The following is a 21,380-nucleotide window of genomic DNA, read 5'->3' as shown; positions in this document are numbered from 1 at the left end:
CGGTCTGCAAGAATGACCGCAGGAGGTCTCCCCATGTTCAAGGCTTTGGTGATCGAGAAGGACGCCGCCGGCTACCGCGCCGGCGTGCAGCAGGTGGACGACAGTGCGCTGCCGGCCGGCGACGTGACGGTGCGGGTGGACTACTCCACCATCAACTACAAGGACGGCCTGGCCATCACCGGCAAGTCGCCGGTGGTGCGCAGCTTTCCGTTGCATGCGGGTATCGATTTCGCAGGCGTGGTCGAGGCCAGCGACGATGCGCGCTTCAAGAGTGGCGACCGCGTCGTGCTGAATGGCTGGGGCGTGGGCGAATCACACTCCGGCGGTCTGGCGCAGAAGGCGCGCGTCAAGGCCGACTGGCTGGTGCCGCTGCCCGAGGGGCTCAGCACACGCCAGGCCATGGCCATCGGCACGGCCGGCTACACCGCCATGCTGTGCGTGCTGGCGCTGGAGCGCCACGGGCTGCTGCCCGGGGCCGGCGACATCCTGGTGACCGGTGCCAATGGTGGGGTGGGCGGCGTGGCCATCGCGCTGCTGGCCGGTCTGGGCCACCGGGTCGTGGCCTCGACGGGCCGGCCCGAAGAGTCCGACTATCTGCACTCGCTGGGCGCAGCCGCCGTGATCCACCGCGACGAACTGTCCAGCCCCGGCAAGCCGCTGGCCAAGGAGCGCTGGGCGGGCGTCGTCGATTCGGTGGGCAGCCACACCTTGGCGAATGCCTGCGCCGCCACGCAGTACGGCGGCGCCGTCGCCGCCTGTGGACTGGCACAGGGCATGGATTTTCCGGGCTCGGTCGCGCCATTCATCCTGCGTGGCATCACGCTCTACGGCATTGACAGCGTGATGGCCAAGCCCTCGGTACGCATGCCGGCCTGGGAGCGGCTGGCGCGCGACCTCGACCTGGCCAAACTGGACGCCATCACCACCGAGATCGGCCTGGCAGAGGCGCTGCAGGCCGGCGCCGACATCCTGGCCGGGCGCGTGCGCGGGCGGCTGGTGGTCGACGTGAACCGGTGACGCAGGCCATGGCTGGTGGCGACAGCTCGCGTGAGGAACTTCACCACCGTCAGATCGACCTGCGGTTCTACCGCCGCGCCGATGGCCTGTACGAGGTCGAAGGCCGACTCATCGATGCCAAGACACACCCGTTCCGCCCGCAACTGGCGACGCAGGACACGCCGCCCGGCACCCCCATCCATGACATCACCGTGCGGCTGGTGGTGGACGATGACTTGCTGGTGCACGACGCCCTGGCGCTGATGCGCAGCACGCCTTACAGCACGTGCCAGGGCGCCACCGCCACGCTGGCACCGCTGAAGGGCCTGCGCCTGGGGGCCGGTTGGAACAAGCGCGTGCGCGAGCTGCTCGGCGGCGCGGCCTCGTGCACGCACATCCTGGAGCTGATGGGGCCGCTGGCGACCACCGCCTTCCAAGGCCTGGCGCCGCAGCGGCTGGCCACCATCAACCAGCCCGGGAGCGAGGCGCAGCGCCAGGCCAAGGTCGACAGTTGCTACGGCTATGCCGCAGGGCGCGAGGTGGTGGCCCGGCTGTGGCCGCATCTGCACCGGCCGGTGGCGGCGCCAGCCCCAGACCCGTCGGACGCTTAGGCCTGCGCCGCCTGCGCCAGCGCCACCACCCCACGCAACCCCAGCAGATACGACAGCGGCCCCAGCCCCTGGATGGTGCCCTTCACGGCGGGCGAGATGATCGAGTGGCTGCGCCAGGGCTCACGCGCGGCGATGTTGGACATGTGCACCTCCAGCACCGGGAACGGCATGGCCTTGATGGCGTCGTGCAGCGGCACGCCGTGCTGCGTCAGCCCGGCCGGGTTGACCAGCGCACCGGCGGCGGTGTCGATGTGGGCGTGCAGGAAGTCGAGCAGCGCGCCTTCGTGGTTGGACTGGATCGTGCGCACCTCGACCTGCAGTTCACGCGCGAGAGCTGCAATCTGCGCGTCGATCTGCGCCAGGGTGGTGGTGCCGTAGATGTGCGGCTCGCGGCGGCCGAACAGGTTCAGGTTGGGGCCGTGCAGGACAAGAATTTGCATGGTGTTCGTCTCTTGGTCCGGCTTATTTCTGCAGCTTGGCCAGCTCGTCGTTGTACAGCTTCACGATGCCGGCGTCGTAGCTGGCGGCGAACTTGTCGGTGACGGGCTTGACGATCTGGCGCATGCGAGCCTGCTCGGCGGGCGCCACCTCGTTGTACTGCATGCCCTTGGCCTGCAGCTCGCCCACGGCTTTCTGTGCCGCGGCGCGGCTGACCTGGCGCTGGTAGCCGCGCGCCTCGTTGGCCGCGTCGTTCATCATCTTCTGCTCGGCCGGCGAGAGCTTGTCCCAGAACCGCTTGCTGACCAGCACGATGTTGGCCGCGTACACGTGGTTGGTGGCGCTCACGAACTTGTTCACTTCGTAGAACTTGTTCGACAGGATCACTGCGAACGGGTTCTCCTGGCCATCCACGGCCTTGGCTTCCAGCGCGCCGAACAGTTCGGCGAACGGCATTGGCACCGGGTTGGCCTTGAAGGCCTTGAACGATTCGAGGAACACCGGGTTCGGGATCACGCGCAGCTTCAGGCCCTCCAGGTCTTCGGGCTTGGTGATGGGGCGCTTGCTGTTGGTCACGTTGCGAAAGCCCAGGTCCCAATAGCCCAGCGCGACCAGGCCTTTCTCGGGCAGCTTGGCCAGCAGGGCCTGGCCCAGCGGCCCGTCCAGCAGCGCGTCGGCCTGTTGGAAGCTGGAGACGGCGAACGGGAAGTCGACCAGGCCGAACTCCTTGACGATGCCCGCCAGCGAGGTCGTCGCCGGGGCCGACATCTCCTGCACGCCGCCCTGCAAGGCCGACTGCTGCTGCAGCTCGTTGCCCAGCTGCGAGGCCGGGAACTCCTGCACCTTCAGCTTGCCGCCGCTTTTGGTGGCCAGCAACTCGGCGAAGCGCTTGACCCCGAAGCTGACGGCATGGTCGGCGTTGTTCAGGTGGCCGAACTTGATCGTGCGTTCCTGAATGTCCTGGGCCAGGGCGGCGGTGCCGGACAGGGCCAGGACGGCGCAGGCCAGTGCGGTGCGGAGCATGGAGTTCACGGTGGTTCCTTGTGAGGTGAGGTTTCGACCGATCGTAACAAATATGGAAAATGTTTCCGTATAGGAATACCCTTCCAGCACGTCGATGGCGGGGTGCACAATGCCACCCATGTCCAGCACGCTCGAACGCTCCTTCGCCGTCCTTGAATACCTGGCCGTGCGGCCTGAGGGCGTGACCCTGTCCACCATCGCGCAGGACCTGGCGCTCCCCCTGTCCGCCTGCCACCGACTGCTGGCCGAGCTGGTGCGCTGCGGCTATGTGCGCCAGATGCGCGACCACGGCGACTACGCGTTGACGACCAAGCTGGCCGCGCTGGGGCTGTCCTACCTGGGCGGCTCGGGCATCGTCGACATCGCCCAACCCGTGATCGACCGCCTGGCCGATGTCTCGGGCGAACTGGTGCGCCTGGCCATCGTCGATGGCGACCGGCTGACCTTCGTCGCCAAGGCGCAGGGCGCGCGCTTCGGCCTGCGCTACGACCCGGACATGGGCATCGATGTGCGGCTGTCGTGCAGCGCCGGCGGCCATGCGTGGCTGATGACGCTGCCTGAGGAGCGGGCGCTGGAGCTGATCGTCAAGCAGGGTTATGGCGAGCCGAGGGACTACGGCCCGCGTGCGCCGACCGGCTGGAAGGCGGTGCTGGAGATCCTGGAGCAGGACCGCACCCGGGGCTACGCGATGATCGAGGAGATGTACGCGCCCGGCATGAACTCCATGGCCGTGCCCGTGCAGCGCCGCGGCGAAGCCACCATCGGGGTGATCACCATCGCCGGGCCGGCAATCCGGCTGACGGTGCCGCGCATGGTGGAGATGGCGCCGCAACTGCTGGCCGCCGCGCAGGAACTGGCCATGGCCAGCACGGCCTCGCCGATCTTCGTGCGCCAGGCCGCCGCGTCGGCCGAGGCCCAGCCGGCGGGCTGACGGCGCGTTCCCGGTTCAGTCGCGCTCCGGCGTGCGGCGCACGCGCCTGCCGCGAAACAGGAACACGGCGCCCACTGCCGCGAACACCAGTGCGCCGATCGGCACCTGCGGCGCCCGCACCAGATAGAGGGCCGGCTGGGCCTCGTCCTGGCGGCTGGCCGTCTGCGCTGCGGACCGGTCGCTGGCCTGCGTGGCCTGCGCGCCCAGCGTGCAGATGGCAAGGGTCAACGCGGTGATGGTTCGAAGCGGACGCATGCGGGCTCCAGGAAACGTGGATCGGAACCCCGATCTGACCGCACCGCGGTCGCCCCGTCATCGTTAAATGTGCCTAGAAATGCGCAGGGCCGCATTCAGCCGTGGAGCATTTCGACGATACCGTCCACGAATTCCTTGATCGACTGCTGCGCCTTGGGCTCGATCGCGGTGAATTCCACCGGGTAGCCGAAGCCCACATCCAGCCGCACCACGCGCAGCACCTTGGCGTAGATCTCGGTCAGCTCGTCCCCCATCAGCGACAGCGAGAGGTTGAAACGGATGTCGTCGAACGCTTCGAGCTCGGCCCCGCTGCGCACGAACATGCCGCCGTAGCTGATGTCGGTGATGCAGCCCTGCAGCGTGCGCGGCAACACCGATTTGCCGCGGATCTGCCGGAACGCCAGCGACATGTCCACCTCCACGCGCGGGCTGTTGCGGATCTCGCGCTTGGGCGTCACCAGCACGCGCGGCAGCCGGGTGGACAGCAGCTCGTACATGCGCACCGCGCCGCGCTTGCCCTTGACGCTGACCTCGTTCACATCGCCCGTCTCGATGAAGTCGCGAGCTTGCTGCCAGGTGTTCTCCGACAGCAGGATCTGGCCGCGCAGGCTGTGCGCCTCGATGCGCGAGGCCAGGTTCACCTGCTCGCCGATGACGGTGTATTCGCTGTGCAGCGCCGAGCCCAGGTGGCCGGCCACCACCTCGCCCGTGTTGATGCCGATGCCCATGTACCAGGGCACCATGCCGTGGCGCTGGTTCTCGGCGTTGACTTCGTCCATGGCGATCTGCATCTCGATGGCACAGCCGATGGCCGCCTCGATGTCCAGCGTCAGCGCGTCAGGCGCGCCGAACAGCACCATGATCGCGTCGCCCATGAACTTGTCGATGGAGCCGCCCCAGCGCACGATGATCTCGGTCATGCGGCCCAGGTAGCGGTTCAGCGCCTCCACCATGGCCAGCGCCGAATGGCGTTCGGCGATCGCGGTGAAGCCCCGCAGGTCCGACAGCAGGATGGTCACGCGGCGCATGTCCGCGCTGGCTTGCGGCTGCATCACGCTGTCGATCGTGGCGCACAGCTGCGCGTGGCACGCGGCCGTGTCGCCAACGCTCAGCGCGCCCGATCGGGCGAGGGCGAGCAGGCGGTCAGCCAGTTGCTGGCGTTGCAGTTGTTTCATGCTGCGGCGCGGGGTAGGCGCTGTCGCCAATGCGGCGGGGCGCCAGTGTAGGCCCGGCGTCACTGGGCCTATGCTGCGGTCCACCATCACCACACGGAGACTTTGACATGCATGACCTGTTCTCGCTCGCGGGCCGCACGGCCTTGATCACCGGCGGTTCGCGCGGCATTGGCCGCATGATCGCGAAGGGCTTTCTTGCCCAGGGCGCACGCGTCTACATCTCGGCGCGCAAGGCCGAAGCCTGCGAAGAGGCGGCGCACGAACTGTCGGCCCTGGGCCACTGCGTGGCGTTGCCGGCCGACGTGTCCAGCGTGCCGGGTGCGCAAGCCCTGGCCGATGCCTTCCTCGCGCACGAACCGCAATTGGACATCCTGGTCAACAACGCCGGCGCCGCCTGGGGCGCGCCCTTCGACGAGTTTCCCGAGGCCGGCTGGGACAAGGTCGTGAACCTGAACATGAAGGCACCGTTCTTCCTGACGCTGGCCCTGGCCGCGCCGCTGCGGCTGGCGGCGCAGCACCGGCCGGCCAAGGTGATCAACATCGCCTCCATCGACGGCATCGGCGTGAACCCGATGGAGACCTATTCCTATGCGGCCAGCAAGGCCGGGCTGATCCAGCTCACGCGGCGCATGGCGCTGCGGCTGATCGAGGACAACATCGTCGTCAGCGCCATCGCACCCGGCGCCTTCGCGTCCGAGATGAACCGCGCCGCGCGCGACCACGCCGACGAAGTGGTCCAGCACATCCCGGCGCGGCGCATCGGCACCGAAGAAGACATGGCCGGCGCCGCCATCTATCTAGCCTCGCGTGCGGGCGACTACGTGGTGGGCAGCACCCTGACGGTCGACGGTGGCGTGCTGCTCGTGCGCTGACCTTCCTGGCGGCACAATGGGCGCCTTTGCGCCCTTGCCGGAGAACGCCCCGCATGAGTGATCTGCTGCTGAACACCCCCGAGAACCGCGAGCCTCTGCAGGCCTCCTTCAGCGACGCGGCGAACCCGCTGGGGCTGGACGGCATCGAGTTCATCGAGTACGCCACCTCCAAACCGCAGGCGCTGGGCCAGGTGCTGGAGATGATGGGCTTTCGGCCGATCGCGCGGCACCGCTCGCGCGAGATCCTGCTGTACCGCCAGGGCGAGCTGAACATCGTCGTCAACGCGCACGCGGCCGACAGCCCGGGCGCCAACCACGAAGTGCCCTCGATCTCGGCCATGGCACTGCGCGCGCGCGACGCCCGTGCCGCCTACCACTACGTGCTGGAGCGCGGCGCCTGGGCCGTGTCCACGCATGCCGAGGTGATGGAGCTGAACATCCCCGCCATCCACGGCCCCGGTGCCAGCCGCATCTACTTCGTGGACCGCTACAAGGAGTTCTCGATCTACGACGTGGACTTCGTGCCGATTCCCTCGGTCGACCAGCGGCCGCCGGCCACGGCCGGCATCCATTTCTTCGGCGTCGTGCAGTACATCGGCCCGCAGCGCAGCAATGACTGGATCGAGTTCTACGCCGAACTGTTCGGCACCGATCTGATTCCGGACGACCAGCGCTTCGGCATCATGCCCAAGGGCACGCTGCTGCGCACCCCGGCGCTGGACGCGCGCCAGCGCTTCATGCTGCAGCTGGTCGAGCCCGAGCTGTACGTGCACGATGCGGATGAGAAGCTGCAGCGCATCGGCCTGGGCGTGCCCGACGTGCTGGCCGCCGTGCAGGCGCTGCGTGCGCTGGGCGTCGAATTCGTCGAGACCGCGGCGGCGCACACCGAGCGGCGCGGCGCGATCACCAAGACCTACCTGGGCTCGGTGGTGTTCGAGCTCGTCCACAGTGAGCAGGAGTAGCGCCGGCATGGACAAGCGGCTGCACACCCACGGCAACATCTCCGGCTTCGGCATGGACACCATCACGCTGGCCGGGCCGCTGGAGGACAAGCTGGCGGCCATGAAAAACGCCGGCTTCACGCAAGTCATGCTCAAGGCCAACGACCTGGTCGGCCACCCTGGCGGGCTCGGCGCGGCGGTGCAGGCCGTGAAAGACAGCGGCCTGCGCGGCACGGGCTTCCAGGTGCTGCGCGATTTCGAGGGCCTGTCGGGCCACCTGCACCACTACAAGATCGACATCGCCAAGGCCATGCTGGAGATGTGCGCCGCGCTGGGCTGCAAGGTGCTGCTGGCCTGCTCGTCCACCTCGCGCCACGCCTCGCACGACCTGGACCACATCGCGCGCGACCTGCGCAAGCTGGCCATGCTGGCCGTTCCGCTCGGCATCAAGATCGCGTACGAAGGCCTGTCCTGGGGCCACACAGTCAACGAATTCACGACGGCGTGGGATGTGGTGTGCCGGGCCGATTGCCCCAACCTCGGCATCGGCATCGACTCGTTCCACGTGCTGGCGGCCAAGACGGCGCTGGACGAAATCGACTACCTCGATCCGTCCAAGATCTTCCTCGTGCAGCTGGCCGACTTCATGTGGCAGAACGCCGAGACCTTCGAGGAGCGCATGGCCACGGCGCGCACCTTCCGCGTGTTCCCGGGCGAGGGCGTGCACAGCGAGCAGGTGGTCGATCTGGTGCTGCGGCTGGACAAGCTGGGCTACCGGGGTGACTACAGCTTCGAGGTCTTCAACGACGACTACGTGCAGATGCCGCTGCCCATGGTGGCCGAACGTGCACGGCGCTCGGCACTGTGGCTGGCCGAGGACGTGCTGCAGCGCTCGGTGCCACTGCCGAACCAGATGCGGTTGAAGTCGATGGCCAGCTGAGGGCTTGAGGGGAAGGGCGGGCGGGCACTTCCGGGCCTACCGCCGCTCGGTAAACGGGGCGTCCACAAGATGGATGACGCTGCCCAAGTCCTGGGCAAGCACCGCGACCTGTGCAGCCAGGTCACACCCAAAGTTCTCGTGGGCCGTCATGATTTGGCAAGCCATGCGTCCGTGGCCTCGCTCACACCCAGGCCAGCCACAGATTGATCGTCAGGAACGACAGCGTCGTCGCCACCAGCAGCGCGGCAGCGGCCAGGCCATCCAGCCCGTACTTCTGCGCCAGCACCGGGTAGATGCTGAGCATCGGCACGCTGGCGTAGATGATGGCGGCGCGCTGCAGGCTCAGGTCGGCCGGCGGGAACACGGTGATGGCGGCCAGCACCGCAGCCGGGTGCAGCAGCAGCTTGCCCAGCGCCACCGTGGCCACATCCTGCAGCATGCCGCCGGGGCGCAGGCCCACCAGTGCGCCGCCGATCACGAACAGCGCCAGCGGGCTGGCGGCACCGGCCACCACGCCCACCGTGCGCTGCAGCACGTCGGGCACCGGGATGTCCAGCGCCGTGACGCTGATGCCCACGATGATCAGCGGGTTGCGCACCAGCCTTGCCACGATCACCCGCAAGCGCGACCACAGGCTGCCGGTGGCGTCATCGGCGTCGGCCGCGGCCAGCGCGAGGGGAACGATCAGCAGGTTCTCGATCAGCATGGACAGCGCCAGCCCCACGCTGGCCGTGGCCCCGCCCACCAGTTGCGAGGCCACCGGGTAGCCGATGAAGGCGCTGTTGGAATTGGCCATGCCCAGCGCCAGCAGCGCCGATTTGGCCGAGCCTTCATGCCGCCGGTGGCGCGCCCACCACCAGACGGCTGCCAGCACCGCCAGCGAGCCCGCGCCATAGGCCAGCAAATAGCGTGGGTTGAGGATGTCACCCAGCGGCCTGCCCGACAGCGCGCGGAATAGCAGCGCAGGCAGCGCGATCAGCGTCACGAAGCGGCCCAGCACGCGCATCTGCTCCTGCGTGAACACCTCGCAGCGCACCATCAGATAGCCGCCCAGGATCAGCAGGTAGATGGGCGCGGTGGCAGCCAGCACGCTGCCGGTGTTGCTCATGGCAGGCGGGCGGCCCGCCCTGCTTCCCTGCGGCCGAAGGGGGAGCAGGCGCGGCGCAGCTTCACTGGTCTCTTTGCAACGCCATCGCCGCCAGCCGCACTGGCGCGTTGGCCGCGCCATAGCCGTCGTAGCCGCCGATGCGCTGCACCAGTTCGAAGTGAAAGCGCTCGTCGAATGCGCCCAGGTACAGCTGCAGGAACTCGCCGCCGCCCGGTTCGCGGTCGTACAGGATGCCGAGCGCGCGCAAGTCGGCCAGCCGCGCATCGTCGATGTCGAATTTGGCGGCCAGGTCGTCGTAGTAGTTGTCGGGCACCCGCAGCAGGGGCGCGCCCATGGCCTTGAGCGCACGCGCCGTGGCGACGAGGTCGTCGACCCGCACGGCGATCTGCTGCACACCGGCGCCACGGAACTGCGACACGGCGCGCGAGACCGAGGTGTTTTCGCGCTCGGAGACGGTGATCGACACCCGCACCGCGCGGTCGCTGGACTCCAGCTCGCGGCTGCGGATCACGCCGTACGGGTCGTGCAGCACCACCTGGCGTTCGGCCGACAGGCCCAGCACCGCGCGGTGGAACAGCAGCCAGGGCTCGACCTGACCGGCCGGCACGGCCTGCACTACATGGTCGATGCGCGCGTGGGCGCCGGCCGGCGTGTCGCGCAGCGCGGCCTCGTCCATCTCGAAGAACGCCTCGAAGGCATGGCGGCCGGACTGTGGGGGCGCGCAGACATGCAGCAGGCTACCGTCGGGCGCGCGCACGGCCGGGATGCTCAACTCCTGGGCGCTGCCCTGGCTGGTCACGCGCGGGCTCAGCAGCGCTTCGGCGCGGGCGAGCGTGGCGTCGGTGTCGGGCGTGGTCAGCGCCAGCGCGCAGACCGAGGGTCCATGCAGCTCGAAGTGGCTGCGCGCCGGCGAGTCGGCTTCCAGGTTCAGCACGATGCGCACCTCGCCCTGGCCGTACAGCTGCACGTCCTTGCTGCGGTGCGTGCCGATGCGCGCGAAGCCCATCGACTGCAACCAGCCGGCCATGCGCACACCGGCGGCCGGGTCGACGGCGAACTCGACGAAGCCCCAGCCGGCCAGCGGCGGTGCGGCAGGAGGCGCGAAGAGCGGCACGGCCGCCAGCTGGGGCGCGTCAAGCGGCGGCTGGCGGCGCACCTGGTCTTCCAGCCACAACAGTGAGCGCATCGCATCCACGGCGTTGGCGCGCGCAGACGTCGAGCGGAACTCGTCGTTGAACACCTCCAGCGACAGTGGGCCGGTGTAGCCGGCGTCCACCAATGCCCGCGTGAAGCGCGTCACGTCCATCTCGCCCTGGCCGGGGAAGCAGCGGTAGTGCCGGCTGTGGCTCAACACGTCGGTGTTGACCCAGGGCGCATCGGCCAGCTGCACGAAAAAGATCTTCTCGCCCGGCAGTTGTGCGATGGGGGCCGGGTCGTCGCGGATGGCCAGCGTGTGAAAGCTGTCCAGCGTCAGGCCCAGGTGCGGGTGGTTCACGCGGCGCACCACCTCCCAGGCCTGGGCGAAGCGGTTGACCTGCGCGCCCCAGGCCAGCGCCTCGTAGGAGATGAACAGGCCGCGCTGGGCGGCGCGCTCGGCCAGCTGCGCGAACTGCTCGGCCAGCAGCGCCGGGTCGCCGATGGCGTCGGGCTGCACGTTCGAGCAGACCAGCAGCATCGTGGTGCCCAGCTCGGCCATCAGGTCGAACTTGCGCTCGGCGCGCTCCAGGTTGCGCGCCAGCATTTTGGCCGTGGGCGCGTCGAAATCGCGAAAAGGCTGGAACAGGTCGATCGTGAGGCCAAGGTCTGCCGCCATGCGCCGTACCTCGGTGGCACTGCCCGGGTATTGCAGCAGGTCGTTCTCGAAGATCTCCACGCCGTCGAAGCCGGCGGCTGCGGCGGCCTGCAGTTTGTCCGGCAGCAGGCCCGAGAGGCAGACGGTGGCGATGGCTCGGCGCATCGCGGGCCTCAGCTCTTCTGGGCGTTGGCCAGATTGACGGCGGTGCGCAGCGCCAGCAGGTAGCTGTCCACGCCGAAACCGGCGATCTGGCCCTTGGCGATCTCGGCGATCACCGAGTGGTGGCGAAACGCTTCGCGCGCGTGGATGTTGGACATGTGCACCTCCACGATGGGGCAGGCCAGGATGGCCAGCGCATCGCGGATGCCGTAGCTGTAGTGCGTCCACGCGCCGGCGTTGATCAGCACCGCGTCCACGTTGTCGAAATAAGCCTGGTGGATGCGCTCGGCCATCGCACCTTCGAAATTGGTCTGAAAGCAGGTGACCTGGGCCCCCAGCTCCTCGCCCAGCGCGACCAGTTGCGCGTCGATCTCGGCCAGCGTGGTCGTGCCGTACTGCTTCGGGTCACGCTTGCCGAACATGTTGAGGTTGATGCCGTTCAGCACGAGGATGTTCATGGGGGTCTCCAGCTGGTCAGAAAAGAGTTACTTCCTGACTTTGGCCAGCTCGGCCTGCAGCTCGGCCACGACTTCCTGGCCCACCGTCACGGCGTGCTTGGCCGTCACCGGGCGCATCTTGTCGCGCATCTTGGCGATCTCGGCTGCCGGCAATTCGGTCACCTGCATGCCGCCCTTCTTCATGTTCTCCAGTGCGACGCTGACCTGCGCACGGGCCTGCTGGCGCTGGAACTTGGTGGCCTCAGCGGCCGCGTCCGCAACGATCTTCTGCTGCGCCGGCTGCAGGCTGTCCCAGAACTTCTTGCTGATCAGCACCGACTGCGGGTTGTACTGGTGGTTGCTCAGCACCACGTGCTTTTGCACCTCGTACATCTTGTTGGCGTTGATCACGGTGAGCGGGTTCTCCTGCCCGTCGATGGCCTTTTGCTCCAGCGCGGCATAGACCTCGGGGAAGGGCAGCGGCGTGGGGTTGGCATCCACGGCCTTGACCCAGTCCACGTTGATCGGGTTGGGGATCACGCGCAGCTTCAGGCCGGCCAGGTCTTCCACCTTCAAGATCGGGCGCTTGCTGTTGGTGATGTTGCGAAAGCCCAGCTCGAAGTACGACAGGCCGACCATGCCCTTGGCTTGCAGCTTCTCGTGCAGCTTCTTGCCGAAGGGGCCGTCGACGATGGCCTCGACCTCGGCGTTGGTGCCGAACATGAACGGAAAGTCGTAGATCGCGAATTCCTTGACCTGCGCGGCCAGGATGCCGGAGTTCATCGACGCCATCTCCAGCGTGCCGCCCTGGATCGCCGACACATTGGCCTGGTCGCTGCCCAGCGTGCCGCCCGGGAACAGGTTGACCTTGAGCTTGCCGCCGGACTTGGCCGTCACGATCTCGGCAAACTTCTCCATCCCCATCACGATCGGATGGCCCTTGGGGTTCTGCGTGGCGAACTTGATGGTGCGGGTGTCCTGCGCCTGGGCAGCGCCGAAGGCGGCGATGGCGGCGGTGGCGACGAGGGTCTTGAGCAAAAGGCGTTTCATGAGGGTCTCCAGAAGTCAGGTGTGCGAAAGGGAACGGGCAGGGCAGCGCAGCGGGTTCAACCGGCCAGCCAGCGGGCAGGCACGATGACGATGGCGGGGAACAGCACCATCAGGAACATCAGCGCGAACTGGGCGATCATGAAAGGCCAGACGCCTTTGGTCACTTCGTCCATGCTGATCTTGCCGACGCCGGCCACGGTGTTGAGCACCGTGCCCACTGGCGGCGTGATCAGGCCGATGGCGTTGTTCATGATGAACAGCACGCCGAAGTAGATCGGGTCGATGCCCGCAGCCTTGACGATGGGCATCAGCACCGGCGTGAGGATCAGGATCGTCGGCGTCATGTCCATGGCCGAGCCGACCACGATCACCAGCACCATGATGGCCGCCATCAGCAGGCGCGGGTGGTCCAGCAGCGGCTGCAGCAGGCTGACGATCTGGTCGGGCAGCTGCGCCACGGTGATCAGCCAGGCGCTGACCATGGCGGCTGCCACCAGGAACATGATCACCGCCGTGGTCTTGGCCGCTGCCAGGAACAGACCGTACAGCTGGTTGAGCTTCAGCTCGCCGTAGACGAAGACCGAGATCACCAGCGCATAGACGGCGGCCACGACGGCGGCCTCGGTCGGCGTGAACACGCCGAACTTCAGGCCCACGATCACGATCACCGGCAGGCCCAGCGCGAACAGCGCATCTTTCAGGGCCACGAGGATCTCACCGGAGTTGCGGCGCGGCTGCGGTGCCACGTTCTCCTTGCGGCCGACCCACCACCAGGTGATGCACAGCGCCACACCCAGCAGCACGCCGGGCACGATGCCGGCCAGGAACAGCTTGGAGATGGAAACGTTGGCCGCCACGCCGAAGATCACGAAGCCGATGGACGGCGGGATCACCGGCGCGATGATGCTGGCCGAGGCCAGCAGGCCGGCCGAGCGCGCCTTGTTGTGGCCGGCCGCCACCATCATCGGCAGCAGCAGTGCCGACAGCGCAGCCGCATCGGCCACCGCCGAGCCCGACAGCGCCGCCATCATGATGGCCGCCGCGATCGCCACGTAGCCCAGGCCGCCACGGATGTGGCCGACCAGCGCCATGGCGAACTGCACGATGCGCCGCGACAGGCCACCGGCGTTCATGATCTCGCCGGCCAGCATGAAGAAGGGCACGGCCAGCAACGGGAAGCTGTTGGAGCCCTCGATCAGGTTCTGCGCCAGGATCTGCGAGTCGAACATGTCCATGTGCAGCATCAGCGCCACACCGCTGAGCAGCAGCGAGAACGAAATCGGAATGCCCAGCGCCATGGCGGCCAGCAGGGAACCCAGGAAAATTACAACGGTCATGCCAGGTTCTCCTTAGCCGTGGGGGACGTCTTCGGACTCGCGGATGTTCACGAGTTCGTTGTCGCTCATCTGGCCGGTGACCAGGCGGAACAGTTGCAGCACCAGCACCGGCGCTGCGAGCACGGAAAACACCATGCCGCTGGCGTAGAAGTAGCCCATGGACGTTTCCATGACGGCGCTGGTCGAATCCCAGTTGATCTTCACCTGCTCGTAGGCGCCCTTGAAGATCAGCCAGCAGCACACCAGCATCAGCGCCAGCGCGATCAGCAGGCACACCTGCTTGCCGCCGCGCGGCAGCCGCGAGATCAGCGTGTCCGTGCCCAGGTGGGCGCGCTCGTTCAGCGCGACGACCCCGCCCATGAAGGTCAACCAGACGAACAGCCAGCGCGACAGCTCTTCAGACAACGTGATGCCCGAGTTGAAGCCGTAGCGCATGACGACGTTGCCAAACACCATGACGACCATCAGCGCCAGGCTGAGGACCATCAGCCAGGCCAAGAGCCGGCAGTAGCCATCGATGATTTTTTGAACCACGCGGTTGTCTCCTCTTTTTGAAGTGTTAGTAATGTACGAACTGGTTAGTTTTCTATGATCAGTAGTTTCCCTAGGTTTTAGACGCACGCATAGCGCAGCACGGTGTCCACGATGGACTCGCGCCGGCGGGCCGCGACCTGCGGGTCGGAGTAGTCGCGCTTGAAGATCAGGCCGAAGGTGTGGCGGTTGGCGACGTTGAAAAACGTCAGCGCCGAGATGGTGGCGTGCAGGTCGATCGGGTCGAGCCCGGGGCGGAACTGGCCACTGTCCACGCCGCGGGCGTAGACCTTCTCGACCGCCGAGATCGCCGGAATGTTCAGCAGCTGGATGGTCTGGCTCTGCGCCAGGAACTGGCCGCGCAGCATGTTCTCGGACATCACCAGGCGGATGTAGGGCTCGCTCGTGAAGTGGTGGTCGAACGTGAACTCGACCAGCCGGCGCAACGCGGCTGCGGGCTCCAGATCGTCCAGCTGCAGCTCGGATTCGGTCTTGCGCATGGCCGCGTACGACGCTTCGAGCACGGCCAGATACAGGCCTTCCTTGCTCTCGAAGTAGTAGTAAATCATGCGCTTGCTGGTCTGCGTGGCGGCGGCGATCTCGTCGATGCGCGCCCCGGCCAGGCCCTTCTCGGCAAACTCGATCAGCGCCACCTCCATGATGTTGGCCATGGTGCGCTCGGGGTCGTTGGTGCGGGTGGGTTCCCGGCTTGGCGATCGGGTGCCGGCCACCCGGCGCCGGGAATGTACCGTTTGGTTCATTTTGGCGAGTATAGGGAGTGACCCCGCTGCCCACGCCTGCGTAATTACCCGATGGCCGTTGCGCTTGCACCAGCGATTTCGACCACGCGACCCGAGGCGGCGGCCTCGGCGATGGCCTCGGTGACGCGCAGGTTGTGCAGTCCGTCGCGCGCGCTGACCAGCGGCTTTGCCTCGCCGCGCACCACGGCGCCGAAATGCGCGATCTGGTGGCGCAACGGGTCATCGCGCACCACGCCCGCGCTGCCGACCTCGAACGGCTTCCACCACGAGCGGTCTTCGGGGCGAGGGTAGGTCTTGATGCGCATCGTCGGCACCGACAGGCTGCCGTTGGTGCCGGTGACGACATAGCAGTCTTCGTCGCCATAGCTCGGGTAGGCGGGGTTCTCCTGGCTGGTCTGCTCCCAGCTGCGTGCGCAGGCGGCTGTGTCCGACAGCATGAAGCTGCCCAGCACACCGCTGGCAAACCGCAGGTTGATGGCCACCGTGTCTTCCACCGCGAAGCCGCGCGTGGCGTTGGACGCGAACGCCTGCACGGCCACGATCTCGCCGCACAGCATGCGCAGGTTGTGCACCTCGTGGATCATGTTCAGCAAGATCGGGCCGCCGCCCGGCTCGCGCCGCCAGGGGCCGTCATCGAAGTAGCTGTCGGCCTTGTAGAAGGTGGCGCTGCCCATCACCGCCACCAGCCGGCCGAGCTGCCCGGACGCCACGACCTGCTGCGCCTTGGCCATGATGGGGCTGTGCGCGCGGTGGTGGCCGATCAGCACCCGGGCGCCGGTGCGCTCGACCGCCTGCAACAGCCGCGTGCCCTCGGCCACTGTGGTGGCGATCGGCTTTTCCAGCAGGATGGGCAGGCCGGCTTCGATGCATTGCAGCGCCTGCGGCACATGCAGCGCGTTGGGCGTGGCCAGCACCAGGCCGTCGGGCCGGTCGCGGGCCAGCAGTTCGTCGATGGACGTGTAGAGCGGAACGCCGGCCCGGGCCGCCACGCCGACGGCGGCCGGCGAGGGGTCGACGATGGCCGACAGCGTGCAGCGCGGGCTGGCCTGCAAGGCGCCGATGTGGGCCTGGCCGATATAGCCGGCCCCGGCCACAGCAATGCGGGTTGTCTCCATGGGGGTGTCTGGTGTGGGTGATGAATCTGGGTGAATGTGGGGTACGCGTCGGGGCCTCACCCCACCTGCGCGGGCGCCACGTCGACCGACCCGCCGCTGCGCGCCGCCTGCCCGATCGCCTCCAGCGTAGCGGCGTTGTCCAGGCTGGCGGCTGCGGCGCGCTCTATGGCGGCGAAGTCACCGGCCTGCACGACCTGCGCAAACGCCTCGGCCGCAAAGCGAAAGCCGCTGCCGTGGTCCGACACGATTTCTTCGAACGGCACGGTGTTGGCCACGCCGCGCCGCACGCGCAGCTGGCTGGGCTGGTAGCCCAGGGGGTGATCCGTCGCACTGGCGCTGGTGTGGTTGAGAAATTCCGTCTCCAGCGTGCCACCGGTCGCAGCAATCGTTGCGCGCCGCACGTTGGCCACGTCCATCGCGCACGACAGTTGGGCACGCCGGCCATCGGCGTAGTGCAGCGTGGCCATCAGGCTGATGTCGACGCCGGTCTCCGCCCAGGTTGCATCGGCCTGCACCCGCGCCGGCGCGCAGCCCATCACCAGGCGGATCAGGCTCAGCGGGTAGCTGCCGGCGTCCAGCAGCGCGCCGCCGCCAAGCTCGGGCTTCATGCGGATGTTCTCGTCCGGGTTGCGCAGCTGAAAGCCGAAGCACGCCTGCACCGATCGCACGCTGCCGATGGCGCCACTGCGGATCAGCTCCAGCATGGCGCCGGTCTGCGGCTGGAAGTAGTAGGGGTAGGCCTCCAGCACCATCACACCATGCCGGCGCCCCGCGGCGAACATGGATTGCGCCTCGGCCAGGCCCAGGGCCAGCGGCTTCTCGCACAGCACATGCTTGCCGGCCTCGGCGGCCTTGACCGTCCACTCGGCATGCAGGCTGTTGGGCAGGGGGATGTAGACGGCGTCGACTTCCCCATCGGCCAGCAGCGCCTCGTAGCTGCCATGGTGCCGGCCGATGCCGTGGGCGGCTGCGAACTCGGCCGCCGTCTCGGAACGGCGGCTGGCGGCAGCGACCACGCGCACCTGCGGGCTGGACGCCACGTCGCGCACGAACTGTTTGGCGATGTTGGCGCAGCCGAGGATGCCGATGCGCAAAGGCTGGTCGGGCGTGGCCGGGTGGTGCATGGGCGACTTCTCCTATGGATGGTGGTGGGGCGGGCGTGCCTTCGAACTTTGATTGTCAAGCGCCAGCCTGTGCCGCCGCATGCTCAGGCTGTGGCTGCACTTGCGCGTGCTGGTGTGGCGCCTGCGCCGTTGCGTGTCCAGTCAGATCCTGCCCCGCCGCGTGCCGGCCGGCGATGTAGCCGAAGGTCATCGCGGGGCCGAGGTTGATGCCACCGGAGGGGTAGAAGCCGCCCATCACACTGGCCATGTCGGTGCCCACCGCGTACAGCCCGGTGATCGCCTGGCCTTGCGCATCGACGACCCGCGCATGGGCATCGGTCTTCAACCCGGCAAAGGTGCCGAAGCTGCCCGGGAACACCTGCACCGCGTAGAACGGCCCGTGCTCGATCGGCGCCACGCAAGGGTTGGGGCCATCGTGCAGCGGGTCGCCCATCTTGCGGTTGTAGGGGGTGGAGCCGCGACCGAAGTCCGGGTCCACGCCCCGGCGTGCGTGTTCATTGAAGCGCCGCACTGTCTCGGCCAGGCCCGCCGGCGGAATGCCGCAGGCCACGGCCAGCGCCTCGATGGTCGCGCCGCGCTGGAGGTAGCCGCTGCGAACGGCCGGCCCCACCGGCAGCGGGAATGGCCGCGCGTGGCCCAGCCCGTAGCGCCGCTGGAAGCGGTGGTCGCAGACCAGCCAGGAACAAACCGCTTCGCCCTCGGGCGCCTGCGCCACCATGGCCGCCGTGTAGTCGTAGTAGCCACCGGCCTCGTTCACGAAGCGCTGGCCGTTGGACAGCACCCCGATCAGCCCCGGCTTGCCCCGCTCAATGATGTGCGGGAAGTGGCCCACCGTGCCGTCGGCATGCGGTACGCGCGAGACCGGCGCCCAGGCCACCGGCGAGGCCAGGTCGGTCGCCAGCACGCCACCGGCCTGCTCGCCCAGCGTGATGCCGTCGCCCGCGCAGGTGTCGGGCGGCAGCGCCAGGTGTTCGCGGCCGGTCGGCGTGCGCGGGAACAGTGCTTGCCGCCGCGCGATGTCGTTCGGGAACCCGCCCGCCGCCAGCACCACGCCGCGTGTGGCGCGGATTTCGATGTCGCCGCCGGGTGCGGACACGACCGCGCCGCGCACGGCCCCGTCCTCCATGATCAGCCGCCGCGCTGGCGCCGATTCGATCAGCTGCACCTTCAGGTCGTCCGCCGACTTGGCCAGCCGGCCGATCAGCGCCACGCCGTTGACCAGGTGCATCGCCCGCCCATGCAAGGCCAGGTCGCGCAGGTGCCGCACGAAGCGTTTGGTCACGTGCCAGAACGCCTTGGGCGAGCGCGTCATGCTGAGGAAGGCGCCAAGGTCCGCGCCCGCCATGATCGGCATGCCCAGGAACGAGGTCTCGCGCATGGTGGTGCGCAGGCGCTTGTTCAGCGGGCCCAGGGCGCGCGCGTCGTATGGCGCGGCAATCACCTGGTGGCCCTGGGTGCCTGCGCCTTCCACCGCGCCGTGGATGTCGGGGATGGCGTTGCCCTCGGCAAACTGCAGGGCCGTGTGCTGCTCGAAGAAGGCCACCATCTGCGGCGCGTTGTCCAGGAAGGCATCGACCCGGGCCGCGTCGTAACGGTCACCGAGTTCATGGCGCAGGTAGGTGCGCGGCTGCTGCGGGTCTTCATGGATGCCGGCGCGCTTGGCGAGCGGGTTGCCCGGCACCCACATCCAGCCGCCCGACCAGGCCGTGGCGCCGCCGAACACGGGTGCTTTTTCGACGACGACGACCTTCAGCCCGTGCCAGGCCGCCGTGACGGCGGCCGAGAGGCCGGAGGCGCCGGAGCCGACGACCAGCAGGTCGCAGTCGATGCGGCGCGGGGCAGATGTCGGGGTAGATGCCATGGCGTTCATGCCCCCAGCTGCGCCAGCACGCGCTGTGTGGCGGCCAGGGCGCGGCGCGCTCGCTCGGTCGGCCCGACGCTGCGGGCCAGCGTCTGCGTCGGCACCTCGATGCTGAGCGGCACGTCAGGCGGCACCGCGCGCAGCAGGCCGAGCAGGTCCAACTCGCCCTCGCCGGGGAACAGCCGCTCGGCGCGCGCCTGATCGAGGATCGCCGCCATCGTCGGCGGCACGGCGGCCGGCACGTCGCAGAACTGCAGGTAGCGCAGCCGCGCGGGCGGCACCAGCGCGATGTCTTCCATGCGGCTGCGCGAGCGGCTGAAGTGGAACGGGTCGATCAGCACGCCGGCGTTTGCGGCGCCACAGCGCTCGACGATGCGAGTGGCCTGCGGCAAGTCCTTGGCCTCTGTCCACGGCATGAATTCGAGCACGGCGCCCAGGCCGTAGCGTCCCGCCAGTTCGCAGAACGCCGCGAAGGTGGCGATCTGGCGCGCATCGTCCGGGTCATTGCCGGCCACCAGCAACTCGCGGGCGCCCAGGCGCGCGGCTGTGGCGACTGCGGCCTCGTAGTCGGCCACGCGGGTGTCCGGTCGGATGCGGAAGATCTCGGCGTCCAGCACCTTGACGCCGGTGCCAGCCAGCCGCGCCTCGACTTCGCGCAGCAGCGGCGTGTCGCCCACGATGTCGTATTGCAGCTCCGTCGGCGTGGCGGGCAGCAGGCGGATGCCGATGTGGCTGAAGCCGGCGTCGAACGCGCACGTCACCATCTCGGGCGGCGTCAGCTCCAGCACCGTGAGGGCGGCGAGCGAGAGGGGGCGGGTCATGTGCTTGTCTCCGTTGGCGTTCAGTGACGCAATGGATCGAATCTAAAGAAAACGAATCGCCTCCACAACGGTCTAGATGTAGTCCTATGATTCACGGATCGTGAACCTCGACTTCCAGCTCGCCGACCTGCGTGTGTTCTGCCTGGCGGCCCGCAAGGCCAGCTTTGCGGCCACGGCGATGGAGCTGGGCACCTCGCCCGCCTATGTCAGCAAGCGCATCGCCCTGCTCGAAAAGGCGCTGGGCGTCACGCTGTTCCACCGCGCGGCCCGGCGCGTGACGGTGACCGACGATGGCGAGCGCGTCTACGCATCGGCGCAGCAGATCTTTCAAGGTGTGGACGACATGGGCGAGACCGTGGCCGGTGGCCGGCTCGACCCGCGCGGCACACTGCGCGTGACCACCAGCTTCCGGTTGGGCCGCCTGCACATCGGGCCGGTGCTCTCGTTGCTGGCCGAGCGCTACCCGGCGCTCAGCATCACGCTGGACACGGTCGACCGGCGCGTCGACCTGATTGCCGAGAACATCGATCTGGATGTGCGCGTCGGCGAGGTCAGCGAACCGCATCTCGTGGCCCACCGCATCGCACCCAGCGCGCGGGTGGTGTGCGCTGCGCCCGCCTATCTCGCACGGCGCGGCACGCCGGCCAGCGTGGCCGAGTTGAGCCAGCACGATTGCCTGGTGCTGCGCGACCGGCACCAGGCCTTTGGCGTGTGGCACCTCACCGGGCCGAGCGGCGCGCACAAGATCAAGGTCACCGGCCGCCTGTCGTCCAACGACGCCCAGATCGTGCGGGGGTGGAGCCTGGATGGTCACGGCATCCTGCTGCAGGGCGACTGGGACCTGGCCGACGACCTGCAGGCTTGCCGCCTGGTGCCGGTGCTGCCGGCCTACCGCCAGCCGGCCGACATCTGGGCCGCCAGCACGGTGCGCCTGAGCCATTCGGCCAAGGTGCGCGCCTGCGTGCGCTTTCTGCAGGAGCAGTTGGCCGGGGACGGCCCGTTTGCGCTGCAGCGCAACACCGCTGGGGCGGCGACTTTCAACCGAGCCTGATGGGGTAGCCTCTCACGACACCCCATGAACGCCGAGCCGGCGCCATCG

22 protein-coding genes are annotated in these 21,380 nt (G+C 68.3%); 7 read left to right on the top strand and 15 right to left on the bottom strand.

Going from position 1 to position 21,380, the window contains the following annotated elements; translation table 11 throughout:
- Nucleotides 1-33: 33 nt before the first annotated feature.
- The gene (gene acuI, locus AC099J_RS12770; protein WP_479615634.1) at nucleotides 34-1,017 is read left to right on the top strand and encodes an acrylyl-CoA reductase (NADPH); all 984 of its coding nucleotides are present in this window, start codon (nucleotides 34-36) and stop codon (nucleotides 1,015-1,017) included.
- Nucleotides 1,014-1,607, top strand: a complete 594-nt coding sequence (locus tag AC099J_RS12765; protein ID WP_479615633.1) for a DUF2889 domain-containing protein — start codon at nucleotides 1,014-1,016, stop codon at nucleotides 1,605-1,607. The genes acuI and AC099J_RS12765 overlap by 4 nt, the downstream gene beginning before the upstream one ends.
- Here AC099J_RS12765 and AC099J_RS12760 read toward each other — a convergent pair.
- Both AC099J_RS12760 and AC099J_RS12755 read right to left on the bottom strand, forming a co-directional pair.
- Complete coding sequence (locus tag AC099J_RS12760; RefSeq protein WP_479615632.1) at nucleotides 1,604-2,047, bottom strand: type II 3-dehydroquinate dehydratase; 444 nt, start codon at nucleotides 2,045-2,047, stop codon at nucleotides 1,604-1,606. The genes AC099J_RS12765 and AC099J_RS12760 overlap by 4 nt on opposite strands.
- Before the next feature lie 22 nt (nucleotides 2,048-2,069).
- Entirely contained in the window at nucleotides 2,070-3,068 is a 999-nt protein-coding gene (locus tag AC099J_RS12755) for a TRAP transporter substrate-binding protein (protein WP_479615915.1), read from the bottom strand.
- A gap of 118 nt (nucleotides 3,069-3,186) precedes the next feature.
- On the opposite strand from AC099J_RS12755, the gene AC099J_RS12750 reads away from it, so the two are divergent.
- Complete coding sequence (locus tag AC099J_RS12750; RefSeq protein ID WP_479615631.1) at nucleotides 3,187-3,999, top strand: IclR family transcriptional regulator; 813 nt, start codon at nucleotides 3,187-3,189, stop codon at nucleotides 3,997-3,999.
- Nucleotides 4,000-4,014: 15 nt separating this feature from the next.
- Here AC099J_RS12750 and AC099J_RS12745 read toward each other — a convergent pair whose 3' ends face one another.
- Nucleotides 4,015-4,254 (bottom strand): hypothetical protein, encoded by a 240-nt coding sequence (locus AC099J_RS12745; RefSeq protein WP_479615630.1) that lies wholly within the window; start codon nucleotides 4,252-4,254, stop codon nucleotides 4,015-4,017.
- 95 nt (nucleotides 4,255-4,349) lie between these two features.
- Nucleotides 4,350-5,429, bottom strand: coding sequence for an adenylate/guanylate cyclase domain-containing protein (locus AC099J_RS12740; RefSeq protein WP_479615629.1), 1,080 nt, complete (start codon nucleotides 5,427-5,429; stop codon nucleotides 4,350-4,352).
- Nucleotides 5,430-5,536: 107 nt separating this feature from the next.
- Here AC099J_RS12740 and AC099J_RS12735 point away from each other — a divergent pair, with 107 nt between their 5' ends.
- Genes AC099J_RS12735 through AC099J_RS12725 form a run of 3 tightly spaced genes read left to right on the top strand, consistent with a single transcriptional unit; the run spans nucleotide 5,537 to nucleotide 8,182 of the window.
- Nucleotides 5,537-6,301: an SDR family oxidoreductase gene (locus AC099J_RS12735; protein ID WP_479615628.1), complete on the top strand. Its 765-nt coding sequence runs from the start codon at nucleotides 5,537-5,539 to the stop codon at nucleotides 6,299-6,301.
- A 53-nt stretch (nucleotides 6,302-6,354) separates the two neighbouring features.
- Nucleotides 6,355-7,263, top strand: coding sequence for a 4-hydroxyphenylpyruvate dioxygenase (locus AC099J_RS12730; RefSeq protein ID WP_479615627.1), 909 nt, complete (start codon nucleotides 6,355-6,357; stop codon nucleotides 7,261-7,263).
- Between the two features lie 7 nt (nucleotides 7,264-7,270).
- Entirely contained in the window at nucleotides 7,271-8,182 is a 912-nt protein-coding gene (locus tag AC099J_RS12725; RefSeq protein WP_479615626.1) for a sugar phosphate isomerase/epimerase family protein, read from the top strand.
- A 181-nt stretch (nucleotides 8,183-8,363) separates the two neighbouring features.
- Here AC099J_RS12725 and AC099J_RS12720 read toward each other — a convergent pair whose 3' ends face one another.
- The 11 genes from AC099J_RS12720 to AC099J_RS12670 form a co-directional block, all read right to left on the bottom strand.
- A complete protein-coding gene (locus tag AC099J_RS12720) occupies nucleotides 8,364-9,290 on the bottom strand; it encodes an AEC family transporter (protein ID WP_479615625.1) in 927 nt (308 codons plus the stop codon).
- Nucleotides 9,291-9,351: 61 nt separating this feature from the next.
- Nucleotides 9,352-11,247: a bifunctional sugar phosphate isomerase/epimerase/4-hydroxyphenylpyruvate dioxygenase family protein gene (locus AC099J_RS12715; protein ID WP_479615624.1), complete on the bottom strand. Its 1,896-nt coding sequence runs from the start codon at nucleotides 11,245-11,247 to the stop codon at nucleotides 9,352-9,354.
- 8 nt (nucleotides 11,248-11,255) lie between these two features.
- Nucleotides 11,256-11,702 (bottom strand): type II 3-dehydroquinate dehydratase, encoded by a 447-nt coding sequence (aroQ, locus tag AC099J_RS12710; protein WP_479615623.1) that lies wholly within the window; start codon nucleotides 11,700-11,702, stop codon nucleotides 11,256-11,258.
- 27 nt (nucleotides 11,703-11,729) lie between these two features.
- Nucleotides 11,730-12,731: a TRAP transporter substrate-binding protein gene (locus tag AC099J_RS12705; RefSeq protein WP_479615622.1), complete on the bottom strand. Its 1,002-nt coding sequence runs from the start codon at nucleotides 12,729-12,731 to the stop codon at nucleotides 11,730-11,732.
- Between the two features lie 56 nt (nucleotides 12,732-12,787).
- A complete protein-coding gene (locus AC099J_RS12700) occupies nucleotides 12,788-14,068 on the bottom strand; it encodes a TRAP transporter large permease subunit (RefSeq protein WP_479615621.1) in 1,281 nt (426 codons plus the stop codon).
- Between the two features lie 12 nt (nucleotides 14,069-14,080).
- Nucleotides 14,081-14,602 (bottom strand): TRAP transporter small permease, encoded by a 522-nt coding sequence (locus AC099J_RS12695; protein WP_479615620.1) that lies wholly within the window; start codon nucleotides 14,600-14,602, stop codon nucleotides 14,081-14,083.
- Nucleotides 14,603-14,679: 77 nt separating this feature from the next.
- Nucleotides 14,680-15,270, bottom strand: a complete 591-nt coding sequence (locus tag AC099J_RS12690) for a TetR/AcrR family transcriptional regulator (protein ID WP_479615619.1) — start codon at nucleotides 15,268-15,270, stop codon at nucleotides 14,680-14,682.
- Nucleotides 15,271-15,404: 134 nt separating this feature from the next.
- Entirely contained in the window at nucleotides 15,405-16,475 is a 1,071-nt protein-coding gene (locus tag AC099J_RS12685; RefSeq protein ID WP_479615618.1) for a Gfo/Idh/MocA family protein, read from the bottom strand.
- Between the two features lie 56 nt (nucleotides 16,476-16,531).
- Complete coding sequence (locus AC099J_RS12680; protein ID WP_479615617.1) at nucleotides 16,532-17,599, bottom strand: Gfo/Idh/MocA family protein; 1,068 nt, start codon at nucleotides 17,597-17,599, stop codon at nucleotides 16,532-16,534.
- Nucleotides 17,600-17,654: 55 nt separating this feature from the next.
- Complete coding sequence (locus AC099J_RS12675; protein ID WP_479615616.1) at nucleotides 17,655-19,460, bottom strand: FAD-dependent oxidoreductase; 1,806 nt, start codon at nucleotides 19,458-19,460, stop codon at nucleotides 17,655-17,657.
- Nucleotides 19,461-19,465: 5 nt separating this feature from the next.
- Nucleotides 19,466-20,281, bottom strand: a complete 816-nt coding sequence (locus AC099J_RS12670; RefSeq protein ID WP_479615615.1) for a sugar phosphate isomerase/epimerase family protein — start codon at nucleotides 20,279-20,281, stop codon at nucleotides 19,466-19,468.
- Nucleotides 20,282-20,381: 100 nt separating this feature from the next.
- Between AC099J_RS12670 and AC099J_RS12665 the strand changes: the two genes are divergently transcribed.
- Nucleotides 20,382-21,332 (top strand): LysR family transcriptional regulator, encoded by a 951-nt coding sequence (locus tag AC099J_RS12665; RefSeq protein WP_479615614.1) that lies wholly within the window; start codon nucleotides 20,382-20,384, stop codon nucleotides 21,330-21,332.
- Nucleotides 21,333-21,380 lie beyond the last annotated feature (48 nt).

The organism is Rhodoferax sp. RT4P68, from assembly GCF_056521305.1.
Note: the sequence above shows the minus strand (reverse complement) of the source record. Positions and strands in the feature narration are given on the sequence as shown.